This is a genomic window from Paenarthrobacter sp. NyZ202 (assembly GCF_049860755.1).
Taxonomy (GTDB): Bacteria; Actinomycetota; Actinomycetes; order Actinomycetales; family Micrococcaceae; genus Arthrobacter.
The window spans coordinates 1,268,059-1,280,276 of record NZ_CP187556.1; the positions used below are offsets into that span (position 1 = coordinate 1,268,059).

Consider the following 12,218-nt stretch of genomic DNA (forward strand, 5'->3'; position numbering starts at 1 on the left):
CAGGGAACCCGGGCGGCGTGGGCTCACACGCTGGCGGCCGCCCCCGAAAGGGGACGGCCGCCGTCGTATTTAACAGGGACTTGCCAAAAACCTTACGAAGCCGAGGCCGTGTTGTAGGTGGACTGGATGACCGAGCCCCAGTACGGGCCGTACATCTTGGTGGAGTTGCTGCCGTAACCGTAGGAGTTGACCGAGTTCTGGTAGCCGCTGGAGCTGGTACCGATGAACCACGGTCCGCCCGAGGAGCCACCGGTCATGTTGCACGGGATGCCCTGGGTGTTGAACTGCGGGTTGTAGGGATCGTTGGTGGCGGTGCCGGAGCAGCTCTTGAGCGATTCACCGTTGAACGGAGCTGCTGCCGGGTAGCCGAAAGCCTTGTAGCTGAGGCCGCGGGCGGCGTTGAACTGGACACCGGAGGCTCCGACGACGTCGGCGAGGCGCTGGCCGTTGAGGGTGTTGAGGACGGCGAAGCCGGTGTCGTACTGCATGCTGCCGCTGCCGGACCACTGCGTGGGGGCGTACAGTGCCCTTGCCGTCCACTTGCCGTAAGGCGCCGCGCCGTTGAGGTAAGCCGGGACGAAGACGAAGTTGGTGGCGAACGCTCCGGGGCCTTCGTTGAGGCAGTGGCCGGCGGTGGACACTGTGCTCCTGTTGGTGGAGGTCACGGAGTTGGCGGAGCAGACGTAGTTGGCCCCGCCCAGTGTGAAGAAGACTTTGCCGATGTGCTTGACGGGGGTTTCGCTCTGGTTGGCCTTGAGGTTGATGGCCTTGGAATCGGTGGCTGCCTGTTGGCCGGGGATGCTGGTCAGGGCGCCGGGGGCCTCGGTTGCCAGGGACTTGCCGAGGTTGAGGAGCTTGCCGCGTTCCAGCGCCTTGGCGGCAAGGATGTCACCGGACTTGGCGGACTTCATGCGTTCCGGAGTCCAGTAATCCGCAGTACCGCTGTCAGATACCGCGTGGCTGCTGGCCACCGAGCCTTGTGAGTCTGCGTTGGTTGCCGGGGCAGCGTTGGCGCCGGCTGTGCCGGTGAGGGCGAGGAGTGCGGCAGCAGACAGACTCAGCAGGCTTGTGGCCAGGGTCTTGGTTTTTGTCACGTTGTTCCTACCTAATCGAGGGAGTGAGGCGGTCAGTGATGGCGACCGCCGACTGACGGAATCGAAGGTACCCAACGTGTGACAAGTTTGTAAATAGATGTTTCAGATTTTGTGATATTTTGCTTCCAGTTCCTGTTGCGGCTTTGGAGAGGAGGACGACGGCGGCGCTCCACTGCGGCGGTCAGGCCGCCGTCGGTCTTCCAACCGCCTGCGGGACGGCCGTGAAAGCGGTAACGCACGGCGTGATCCCGGACACGAAGGGCTGCCAAAACGGCCTGCTCGGGTAAGTTAGAGATGTTGAAATCTGCAGACTTTCAGGGAGAACCCCGCCAATGGCCAAGATTATCTATACCCACACAGACGAAGCGCCGATGCTGGCTACCTACTCGTTCCTGCCGATTGTGGAAGCTTACGCCTCGACCGCAGGTGTGGAGGTCGAGACCCGCGACATTTCGCTGGCCGGCCGCATCATCGCCGTGTTCGGCGATTTCCTGACTGAAGAGCAGCGTACGGGCAACGCCCTGGCTGAACTTGGCGAACTGGCAAAGCAGCCGGAAGCCAACATCATCAAGCTGCCCAACATCAGCGCCTCCGTCCCGCAGCTCAAGGCTGCCATCGCCGAGCTCCAGGCCCAGGGCTACGCCCTCCCGGACTACCCGGACAACCCCTCCTCGGACACCGAGACGGACATCCGCTCCCGCTACGACAAGATCAAGGGTTCCGCTGTGAACCCGGTGCTGCGCGAAGGTAACTCCGACCGCCGCGCGCCCCTGTCGGTGAAGAACTACGCCCGGCAGAACCCGCATTCCATGGGCGCCTGGACCGCAGACTCCAAGACCAACGTCGCCACCATGGGCCAGAACGACTTCCGCTCCAACGAGAAGTCCGTGGTCATCGAAGCCGATGACGCTCTGAGCATCCAGCTGGTCCGCGAAGACGGCACCGTCAAGGTCCTCAAGAAGGACTTCCCGGTCCTGGCCGGTGAAGTTGTGGACGGCACCGTCCTGCGCGCCGAGGCCCTGGACGAGTTCCTCAAGGCCCAGGTGGCCCGTGCCAAGGAAGAAGGCATCCTCTTCTCGGCACACCTGAAGGCCACCATGATGAAGGTCTCCGACCCCATCATCTTTGGCCACGTGGTCAGGGCCTACTTCTCCGAGCTGTTCGACACCTACGGCAAGCAGCTCGCAGCCGCCGGCATCAGCCCCAACAACGGGCTCGCAGCCATCCTGAGCGGTCTCGAGGACCTGCCGGAGGACGTCCGCGAAGGCGTCAAGGCAGCCATCACCAAGGGCCTGGAAGATGGCCCGGCCCTGGCCATGGTGGACTCGGACAAGGGCATCACGAGCCTCCATGTGCCGTCGGACATCATCGTTGACGCTTCCATGCCCGCCATGATCCGTTCCTCGGGCCACATGTGGGGCCCGGACGGTAAGGAAGCCGACACCCTGGCGGTCCTGCCGGACAGCTCTTACGCCGGCATCTACCAGGTAGTGATCGACGACTGCCGTGCCAACGGTGCTTTCGATCCCACCACCATGGGCACCGTCCCCAACGTCGGCCTCATGGCGCAGGCAGCCGAAGAGTACGGCAGCCACGACAAGACGTTCGAGATCGAGGTTCCCGGCACCGTCCAGCTCGTCAACCGTGCAGGTACCGTGCTGATTGAACACCAGGTCTTCCCCGGTGACATCTGGCGTGCATGCCAGACCAAGGACGTGCCGATCCGTGACTGGGTCAAGCTGGCCGTCACCCGTGCCCGCGCTTCCCAGACTCCGGCCGTGTTCTGGCTGGACAAGACGCGCGCCCACGACGCCAACCTGATCGCCAAGGTCAACGAGTACCTCAAGGAGCACGACACCGAGGGCCTCCAGATCGAGATCCTGTCCCCGGTCGAGGCAACGGCCTTCACGCTGGAGCGCATCCGCAAGGGCCAGGACACCATCTCGGTGACCGGCAACGTGCTCCGCGACTACCTCACGGACCTGTTCCCGATCCTGGAACTGGGCACCAGCGCCAAGATGCTGTCCATCGTTCCGTTGATCAACGGCGGTGGCCTGTTCGAGACCGGCGCCGGTGGATCCGCTCCCAAGCACGTCCAGCAGCTGGTCAAGGAAAACCACCTCCGCTGGGACAGCCTGGGTGAGTTCCTTGCCCTGGCCGTCAGCTTCGAGCACTTGGCCACCACCACGGGCAACGCCCGCGCCCAGGTCCTGGCCGACACGCTGGACCGCGCAACGGGCACGTTCCTGCTGGAAAACAAGTCCCCGCGCCGCAGCGTTGGCGAGCTGGACAACCGCGGCAGCCACTTCTACCTGGCTCTCTACTGGGCCCAGGAATTGGCCAAGCAGACCTCGGACGCGGACCTGGCAGCAGCCTTCGCGCCGATCGCAGAATCGCTGACCTCCAACGAAGAGACAATCGTTGGTGAGCTGAACGCAGTCCAGGGCTCCGGCGTCGAACTTGGCGGCTACTACCGCCCGGACGCTGCCAAGGCCGCAGAGATCATGCGCCCGTCGGCAACCTTCAACGAGGTCCTCGCCACCCTGAATTAGTCCGCCCAACTGACTCGCAGTTGTGGTTGTTATGAGAGCTCATGACAACCACAACTGCGGGTCACTTGCGTTTTAACGCTCGGCGGCGAACCGCGCAGGTGCCGTGCCGCCGTCGACGATGTCCTTCAGCACCCGGCCAATGGCTGGCGTGAACTTGAAACCGTGTCCGGAGAATCCGGCTCCCACCACCAAAGGCCCGAAGTGGTCCAGGACGAAGTCCTCGGTGGGCGTGGTGGTGTAGGTGCAGCTGATGGGAACCGCGGTGGAAGGGTCGACGCCGGGAAGCCACTCTTCTGCGTACCGCACCAAGGCGTCCATTTGGTGGGGGATGGGTTGGAACGTGCGCTCGTCCGGGTCCATGACGGGGCCGACACCGTGCCACCCGGCCTTGACGCCTTCGCCGGGAGTGAGCATCCCGTAGACCGGGCTGTACCAGTACTCGTACAGATCATCATCCAGATCCGGGGTGTGGTTGAAGCTGGGCCAGACCAGGGTGTTGTCCCGCGGCGTGAAGTGCGCGGGCTGTTCCTGGGTGACCACCAGCGCCGGCAGGTCCACCTGCGCGCCGATGAGCTTGGATGTCCAGGCGCCGGCCGTCACCACCACGTGGCGGGCGGTGTACTCGGTATCTTCCGTGACCACCACTACCGACTCGCCGCCGGTGACCTGGATGTCCTGGACAGGAGTGGAGTACTTGAAAAGGGCGCCCCGCGACTCTGCGGACTTCCGCAACGCTGCCAGGGCTTCGGCTGCCCGGATGCGGCCGGAGCCGGGTACGAAGAGCACCTCGGTGCTGAAGTTCATGCCCTGCCACCGGTCGGCAGCCTCGCCGGCGGAGATGAAGTAGCTCTCGATGCCGCGGGCTTGGTGGGCCGCGTGCACTTCCTTGAGCCGTGCCACGTGGCCGTGATTTGCCAGGCCCACAAGGTCCAGCAGGGGAGCGCCGTACTCTGCGGCGAGTTCGTCCCACAACAGCTTGGACTCGGCCAGCAGGTCCAGGTAGTCGGCCTCGGCGTACGCTGTGTTGAAGTTCCGGGTGGCACCGTGGGAGGCGCCCATGTGGTGGCCTTCCTCGAACCTTTCCAGGAGCACCACCGATTTGCCGCTGCGTGCCAACTGCCAGGCGGCGGCCGATCCCATGGCTCCTCCGCCGACGACTACAACGTCAACCTGCATACCCGCTCCGTCCCTTCATTCGGCTCATTGCAAAACCGTCAGCCTCCATTGTCCCCCGCCCCGCCCAACTAGGTCGCACTTGTGCGCGTTTAGACGCCGCTAAACGTGCTTAACTGCGACCTAGTTGGGTATGGGGGAGGTTTATGCGGCCAGGCGTCGGCGGATCCACGCGGAGAACTGGTCCACCACGATGATCAGCACCAGCACGATCAGGATGTGCGTGAGCATGGAATCGAACTGGAACGACTTGATGGACTGGTTGATCAGCAGGCCGATGCCACCGGCACCCACCAGGCCAAGGACCAGCGACGAGCGCACGTTGACGTCGAACCGGTACAACAGCAGGCCCACAAACTGGGGGACCACCATGGGCAGCGTGGCATTGGCTACCTGCTGGATCCGGTTGGCGCCGGCTGTACGCAGTGCCTCCTGCGGCCCGGCGTCGATCTCCTCCATGGATTCGGCCCATAGCTTGCCCATAACGCCCGTGTTGTGGCAGATCAACGCGAGCACACCGGCGAACGGGCCCAGCCCAACGGCAGTCACGAAGATCAGTGCGAACACGATGTCCGGCACGGCACGGAAGAAGGACAGGATGGAACGCGCCGCCTGATACACCAGCCGGTGGGGGCTTGTGTTCGCGGCGGCCAGCGCGGCCAGGAGCAAAGCGAACGGCACAGACAACGTGGTGCCCAGCAATCCAATCCACAAGGTCACGAGGGTGGCCTGGAGCCCCGGCTTCAGCGTGCGCTCCCAGCTGAGGTCCGGCGGGAACGCATCGGCCACGAACGCGGCCATGCCTTCCCAACCGTCCACCAGGAGTTCGGGCCTGAAGTCCGTCCCCTGGATGGCCACAGCGTGGAGTCCGACGACGGCGGCAACCGCTGCCGCCGTCGTGATCCAGCGCAGGGGCTTCTTCGGGCGGACCAGCGCCACGAGGGCTTGGCTCGGAGCGTCCCGCCGCACGACGGCGGCGTTCAGAGTCTGGGGTGTCATGCGGCAAGTGTCCTGTCCGAGGCGTAAAGGGTGTCGAGATGATCGGCGGTGACCTCCGCCGAGGGCAGGTTGAAGGTCATGGAACCCTGAAGCAGCCCGATGGACCGGTCGGCGTAGCGGAGGGCCAGGTCCGGTTGGTGAAGCACAGCTGCCACCGCCAGCCCCTCCGTGTGGGCGAGCTCCCGCAGGAGTGCCATGACCTGTTCGGCGGCGTGCGGGTCCAGCGCGGACACTGGCTCGTCGGCAAGTACGACGTCGGCCCGCTGGCATAGTGCCCGGGCTACGGCCACGCGCTGCTGCTGTCCGCCGGAAAGCCGGCCCACGCGGTCGAACGCGCGATCAGCCAGGCCAACACGGTCAAGGCAGTCGAGGGCCTCCTGCTGGACATCGGCCGGGAACAGAGCCGGGGTGAGGGACCGGATGGTGGGGATCCGGGCCAGAGCGCCCGCGCACACGTTGTCCAAGGCGGTCCGCCGGGGGACAAGGTGGATCTTCTGGAAGATCATGGCCAGGCGTTGGCGGGCCAACTGCTGTTCCCTGCCCGGTGCCGGGTCCAAAGGCGTCCCGCCAACGCTGATGGTCCCGGCGTCCGGTGCAGTGATTCCCATGACGCAGCGCAGCGTGGTGGATTTCCCGGAGCCGTTGGCCCCCAGGAAAGCCACCAGCTCTCCCGCTGCGACGGAGAAGTCCACGCCATCGAGCACAGTGCGCCCGTCGAAGGATTTCCGCAAACCCTGGACAGACAGCAGCGGTGCCACTAGAGGTCCTTTTCGGTCAGGCCCATGGTGTCCGCGAGGTCGAACAAGGGGGTGTAGTTGTCTTTGGTGACCTCCAGCATGGGGCCGGGAGGGGTGACGTCCAGGAACTCGCCTACCTTGGCGACGTCTTCCGGCGACAAGGACAGGAACGCTTCCTTGACGGCGCTCTTGAAGGCCGGGTCGGCGTCTCCGCGGACGGTGATGGGGTCGTTGGGGATCGGATCCGAAGTCCACACCTGGCGGAAGTCGTCCTTGGTGAACGTGCCCTCGGCGATCGCCGTTGCCAGGGTCTGCGAATTGATCTGGGCCGCATCCACCCTGCCGTTGGTCAGGGCGAGCAGGGCTTCCGGGTGTCCTCCGGTGTAGTCCATCTTGAGGTCGGCGTCGGCGATTCCTGCTTCGCGGAGACCGAACCGGGGCAACACGTCTCCGGACGTGGAGCCCACGCTGCCCAACGCCAGCGACTTGCCCTTGAGGTCGCCAATGGCCTGGATGGGGCTGTCCTTGGGGACCCAGATTCCTGCGGTGTAGGTACTCAGTTCCTTCTCCGCGGTACCGAAGGACACCAGGGGTTCGGCTCCGGCCTTGGCATCAGCGAACACGTAGCCCAGGGGACCGAACTGGCCCAGGTCCAGCTTGCCGTTGCGCATGGCCAGGACCTCCGCGGCATAGTCTTCCACCACCTGCACGTCCACAGGGCAGTCCAGCTTCTCAGCGAGGGCTGCAGCCAGGACGTCGTAGGCGGGCTTGAGCTTGGCGGGGTCCTCGTAGGGTTCAATGCCGAACTTGATTTCGCCGTTGGGGCAGGTGGCGGAGGCTTCGGGGGAGCTGCTGGACTGCGCGGATCCGCCGCAGGCAGTCAAGGCAAGGACCGCAGCCAGGGCAAGGGTGGATCCTGTGAAGAGCTTGGTTTTCATGGGAAGTTCCTCAGATGCGAAGGGAAAGGAAGGGGTTAGAAGAGTCGGGAGGTGTTGCGGTGGGCCAGGCCGAAGGAAAGCGTCATGCCCACGCCGGATGTCACGGAAACCACAGTGACGCCGGGGTGGACATCGCGGACCAGGATGGGAGCCACGTCCGATGATGCATAGACGCCCTGCCACCGCTGGATGATGTCCAACGGCCGGCCCACCCTGGCTTCGATGTCCGAGTTGAGGGCGGACGTGACAGCCTCGTCCAGGAAGGGATCGGCCGTCCGGTGGTAGTGGTGCGAGTCGCCCAGGATGATGCTTCCGTCCGGGCGCTGGGTGAACATGACGTTGGCGCCGATGTCCAGCAGCCCGGGTTGTTGTGCCTGCACTTCGTCCCGGAGGGCTGCCGCCGCAGGCATGTCCGTGAAGGCCGGGTAGCGGAGCATTGAGGTAGCTGTCAGCACGGCGGGAGCGAACTCCACGCCTTCGGGTTTGGCTGCCAAAGACATCTGCAGGGCGCAGCGGTTGATCCCATGCTCTTGCGCCAGGTCGGGGAAAAGGTAGTCCACGTCATGGCCGACGCACACGAACACTTGCCGGGCGCTGAGTACTCCGCGTGACGTTGCCACTGTGGCCAGGCCGTCGCTTTGCCCGAAGCCCAGGGCCGAGGTGTTCCAGTGGAGTTCGACGCCGGGCTGCCGGACCAGCCAGTCTGCCAGCTTGGCCACCGTGGTCCGGGGGTCGACGCGGAGGTCGTCCCGAAGGAAAGCACCCCCCACCAGGCCCGGCCATGCCCCCTCCACCGGAGTGCCGCCGTCGTGCCCTGCAGCCGCGCCCAGGCGCCGGCGGGTCTGGGTGGGGGACAGCAGTTCCACCTGCCCCGGTTCCCGTTCCCGGGAAAGCTCCCGCAGCACCGCCATTTCGGTTTCGGTTCGGGCGAGGACCACGGCGCCGGATTCGGCGGCCCAGAAACCGGCACGCGCGGCAAAGTCGAGCCAGTACTTCCGCGAGGTCTGGGCGAGTTCGTAGAGTTCGCCGGATTGTGCGGTGATGCAGCAGTGGCCGAAGTTACGGACCGAGGCCCCGGCCGCATGGTGGTCGCGCTCGATGATGGTGACGGTCAGGCCGTTGGCAACAGCATGGGCAGCGTGGGCGAGGCCAACGATTCCGGCGCCAACAATCACGACGTCGGTGGGCTGGCTGGATAAGCTGCCGGCAGTTGCGGGGGAGGTGCTTGGCTTGTTCACAGAATCGACCTTGACGGCAGATAAGAAACGAATCAAGCCAGATTGCCACTTGTATATACAAGTTAATCAGAATTTAATGTCTGTTCACTGAGGTTCATCTCAAATTCACGTGAATCCGCCTATTATGCGGCATCTGAGCTGATTCAACTTGTATGATCAACTGGTGAGCATCCAGCAGAACACACCCCTCCATGTCCGGCTTAGCGAGGAATTCATGCGCCGGATCGCGTCGGGCGATTGGCCCCCGGGCTTCCAGTTGCCAAGCGAGGCCGAGCTGTGCCGCGAGTTCGGAACATCACGTGGGCCCATCCGCCAGGCGCTCGCCTTCCTCCGTTCGGAAGGTGCGGTGACCGGTGGCCGCGGACGGCCTCCCATGGTCCGCTCGTCCGTGCCGACGCAGAGCTTTTCCACGTTCAATTCCTTCACCGAATGGGCCACGGGCATCGGCAAGAAGCCGGGCCAGCGGACCCTGGAAGTGGCGCGCCGCGAGGCGAGCCCGGAAGCAGCCGATGCCCTGGACCTGGCGCCGGGCACCACCGTGGTGGAAATCCTCCGCGTCCGGTACCTGGACCAGGTGCCGGCCATGATCGAACGCACAACGTTCGTGCTGGAGGTAGGAAGGAAGCTGTTCGACTTCGATACGGACTCCGGATCGATCTTCGCCTACCTCAAGGAGCAGGGCGTGGATCTGCACAGCGCACGGCACACCATTGATGCCGTGGCCGCCAGCGACGAGGACGCCGAACTCCTGGAGCAACCCGAGGGAACACCGTTGCTGCGCGAACGCCGCGTCACCCGGTCTGCCGACGGGCAACCCCTGGAGTACTCCGAGGACCGTTACCTGCCGGCACTGACCAACTTCACCATCGACAACACCGTGGAACGCCGGGCCGCACTGGTCCGCATCCACACCGATCCGGGTTCGCACGGACCCGCGTCCGCCAAAGGAGCCCCTGCATGATCCAGCTTGTTGCCTGCGATATGGCCGGTACCACGATCGATGAACACGGTGACGTTTACGTTGCCCTGGCGCGCTGCGTCGAGGAAACCGGAGCCACCACCACGCCGGAAGCCGTCCAGGAATGGATGGGGGCGGACAAGGTGGAGGCCATCACGGCACTCATCACGGCTGGTGGCGGGACGGCCGATCGGGCCACCGTGGACCGCGCCTTCGAACGGTTCAAGGAACTGCTGGTTGAGTTCTATGACGCCAACCCGCCCGTCGCCTTGGACGGCGTGGAGGATGCGTTCCGGGAACTCCGGGGCCAGGGCGTCAAGGTGGCGCTGACCACCGGTTTCTCGCGGGACGTGGCAGAACCCCTCCTTGAGCGGCTGGGCTGGCGGGTGTCGGACGGAAACCTGCTGGACGCCGTCGTATGTTCCGACGAGGTTCCCGCCGGGCGGCCGGCGCCCCACATGATCCACCGCGCCATGGAGCTCACCGGCGTCCAGGACGTCCGCGCGGTGATCGCAGCCGGCGACACCGTCAACGACCTCGCGGCAGCCAACAATGCCGGAGTCACGGCCGTGGGCGTGCTGACGGGGAAGCTGGGCCGCGCCGAACTCTCTGCCCACCCGCACCACCACATCCTGGACGGCGTCAAGGACATCCCGGCGCTGCTGTCCCCCGTTCCCAAGTAGGTCGCAGTTAAGCACGTTTTCAGCGCTCAAAACGTGCTTAAATGCGACCTACTTGGGTGGGGTGTTTGGCGACAAGCCGCGGGCATGGAAGATTGGAACGCGTGAAATTCCTTCACCCCTCTCCCACGTCCTCTGCCCGCGGCGTCACCATCCTGCGCGTTGTCTTCGGGGCATTGCTCCTGGTGCACGGGCTGCAGAAGCTCATGGCCGGTCACGCCGCGTTTGCCAACTCGGTGGCGGCCATGGCTGTCCAGAAGCCGGAGACCGTGGCCTGGCTGGTCATCGCGGGCGAAGTAGGGCTCGGAGCGTTGTTGCTGCTGGGCGCACTGACCAGGGTCGCCGGGTTCCTGGCAGCCATCATGTTCGCCTGCATCTGGTTCGTCACGGAAGCGGGCAAGCCCTTGCTGACCGATGCTGCCGGGGTCACAGCGGAGCTCCTGATTGTGTACTTCGCGATCTCGGTGGCGTTTGTCTTCCTGGGACCGGGCGCACTGTCCGTGGATCGGAAGCTGGCGCGCCAGCCGGCCCGCGGCTCGCGTTAACGCGCCCGGGTTAAATTACGACGGCGGTCCGCACCTGGGTGCCTCAGTCACCGCTCAGCGGGCGTCATTGGGGTACCGGATTCCCAGTTGGGCCCGAACGCCGTCGAACAAGCGCATCACGTTCACGGAGTCTTCAAGAGGCATGACCGGGCTTTCGGTCAGTCCCTGCTGGATGCAGCGGGTCACTTCCCGGAGTTCGTACGTATAGCCGATACCCACGACGTCGAAGCGCTCGTGACGCGGCTCGTCCCAGCCGACGCGGATCACCAGTTCGCGGGGGTTGTTGACCGAGCCTACGGTCTGGACGTAGCCGAGCCCGCCGGCCACCGTGGCGGTCCGTGGACCATGGGCCATCAAGGATGACGTGAGCTGGGCCTGCGCACCGGTGTCATAGCCAAGGGTCAGGGCGTTCTGCGAGTCCACGCCGTCCTCGTTCAGGGTGCCGATCGCAGTGACTGACTGCGGAAAGCCGAGGGTCCCGAGGGCCCAGAGGAGCGGGTACACCGTGATGTCCAGGAGTGCTCCGCCGCCGTCGTTGAGGGCCCAGATCCGGGCCGAGGGATCGTATGGCGCCGGGAAACCCAGATCCGCCGTGACCCACTGGACCTGGCCGATTTCCCCGGATGCCGCAATCGAGAAGGCGCGTTGCATGCTGGGCAGGAAGCGGCTCCACACGGCTTCCATGAAGAAGACGTTCTGCTCCCGCGCCAGCTTCACCAGCTCCGTGGCTTCCCTGGCGTTGATGGTCAGGGCCTTCTCGCACAGCACATGCTTCCCGGCCCGGAAGGCAGCCGACGCGATCTGGAAATGCTGGGCATGGGGAGTAGCGACGTAGACCACATCGACTTCCGGGTCCTCGAACAGACGCTGGTAGCCGGGTACACCGCCGTCGTCGCCGTAGGCCTTGGCGAATCCAACCGCGTGGGCGAAGGCGTCAGCTGCCGCCTGTGTCCGGGAGCTCACTGCATACAGCTCGGCATCCTCCAGCAGGGACAGATCCTGCGACACGCTGTTGGCGATGTTCCCTGTGGAAACCACACCCCACTTCAGCCGTTTGCCCGTGGCGGCCCGCGGATCCTGGTTGGTCTGGGAGAAAAGCCACGGCTTGGCGATAGGGAGTGTCATGGCAGCAATCCTCTCACTCGCCCCGCCCGTTAACGCGGAGCTCCGGAGCGTCGCGCCCGTTCCCGCCGATCGCACCGGAAATCCCGTGTGCGAACGGCGCGAACGGGCGCGGTCAGCGCGAATAAGGGGTGCGGCCACATCGGCTGGGAACGGGCGCCGCGCGGCGACACGGTAAGCAT

The 12,218-nt window shown here is 65.0% G+C and carries 11 protein-coding genes; 4 read left to right on the forward strand and 7 right to left on the reverse strand.

Translation table 11 applies throughout. The features are described 5' to 3' along the window. Positions 1-92: 92 nt before the first annotated feature. Positions 93-1,094 carry a trypsin-like serine peptidase gene (locus tag ACPFL9_RS06030; protein ID WP_426006397.1) on the reverse strand — a complete coding sequence of 334 codons (1,002 nt, stop codon included), beginning with the start codon at positions 1,092-1,094 and terminating at the stop codon, positions 93-95. Positions 1,095-1,426: 332 nt separating this feature from the next. Between ACPFL9_RS06030 and ACPFL9_RS06035 the strand changes: the two genes are divergently transcribed. Further along, on the forward strand, positions 1,427-3,646 hold the full coding sequence (locus tag ACPFL9_RS06035) for an NADP-dependent isocitrate dehydrogenase (RefSeq protein WP_426006398.1): 2,220 nt from the start codon (positions 1,427-1,429) through the stop codon (positions 3,644-3,646). A gap of 72 nt (positions 3,647-3,718) precedes the next feature. Here the strand turns inward: ACPFL9_RS06035 and ACPFL9_RS06040 are convergent, their stop codons facing one another. The 5 genes from ACPFL9_RS06040 to ACPFL9_RS06060 all read right to left on the reverse strand — a co-directional run bounded on the left by ACPFL9_RS06040 (position 3,719) and on the right by ACPFL9_RS06060 (position 8,731). Continuing rightward, the gene (locus ACPFL9_RS06040; RefSeq protein ID WP_426006399.1) at positions 3,719-4,822 is read right to left on the reverse strand and encodes an FAD-dependent oxidoreductase; all 1,104 of its coding nucleotides are present in this window, start codon (positions 4,820-4,822) and stop codon (positions 3,719-3,721) included. Positions 4,823-4,963: 141 nt separating this feature from the next. Next, a complete protein-coding gene (phnE, locus tag ACPFL9_RS06045) occupies positions 4,964-5,818 on the reverse strand; it encodes a phosphonate ABC transporter, permease protein PhnE (RefSeq protein ID WP_426006400.1) in 855 nt (284 codons plus the stop codon). Beyond that, complete coding sequence (locus tag ACPFL9_RS06050) at positions 5,815-6,576, reverse strand: phosphonate ABC transporter ATP-binding protein (RefSeq protein ID WP_426006401.1); 762 nt, start codon at positions 6,574-6,576, stop codon at positions 5,815-5,817. The genes phnE and ACPFL9_RS06050 overlap by 4 nt, the downstream gene beginning before the upstream one ends. Beyond that, positions 6,576-7,493, reverse strand: a complete 918-nt coding sequence (locus tag ACPFL9_RS06055; RefSeq protein WP_426006402.1) for a phosphate/phosphite/phosphonate ABC transporter substrate-binding protein — start codon at positions 7,491-7,493, stop codon at positions 6,576-6,578. The genes ACPFL9_RS06050 and ACPFL9_RS06055 overlap by 1 nt, the downstream gene beginning before the upstream one ends. A gap of 35 nt (positions 7,494-7,528) precedes the next feature. Further along, the gene (locus tag ACPFL9_RS06060; protein WP_426006403.1) at positions 7,529-8,731 is read right to left on the reverse strand and encodes a TIGR03364 family FAD-dependent oxidoreductase; all 1,203 of its coding nucleotides are present in this window, start codon (positions 8,729-8,731) and stop codon (positions 7,529-7,531) included. Between the two features lie 163 nt (positions 8,732-8,894). Between ACPFL9_RS06060 and ACPFL9_RS06065 the strand changes: the two genes are divergently transcribed. From ACPFL9_RS06065 to ACPFL9_RS06075, 3 genes are all read left to right on the forward strand, one after another. Then, positions 8,895-9,692 (forward strand): GntR family transcriptional regulator, encoded by a 798-nt coding sequence (locus ACPFL9_RS06065; protein WP_426006405.1) that lies wholly within the window; start codon positions 8,895-8,897, stop codon positions 9,690-9,692. Further along, positions 9,689-10,372, forward strand: coding sequence for a phosphonatase-like hydrolase (locus tag ACPFL9_RS06070; protein WP_426006406.1), 684 nt, complete (start codon positions 9,689-9,691; stop codon positions 10,370-10,372). The genes ACPFL9_RS06065 and ACPFL9_RS06070 overlap by 4 nt, the downstream gene beginning before the upstream one ends. A gap of 101 nt (positions 10,373-10,473) precedes the next feature. Continuing rightward, the gene (locus tag ACPFL9_RS06075) at positions 10,474-10,914 is read left to right on the forward strand and encodes a DoxX family protein (protein WP_426006407.1); all 441 of its coding nucleotides are present in this window, start codon (positions 10,474-10,476) and stop codon (positions 10,912-10,914) included. Between the two features lie 54 nt (positions 10,915-10,968). Here the strand turns inward: ACPFL9_RS06075 and ACPFL9_RS06080 are convergent, their stop codons facing one another. Continuing rightward, positions 10,969-12,039 carry a Gfo/Idh/MocA family protein gene (locus tag ACPFL9_RS06080; RefSeq protein WP_426006408.1) on the reverse strand — a complete coding sequence of 357 codons (1,071 nt, stop codon included), beginning with the start codon at positions 12,037-12,039 and terminating at the stop codon, positions 10,969-10,971. Positions 12,040-12,218 lie beyond the last annotated feature (179 nt).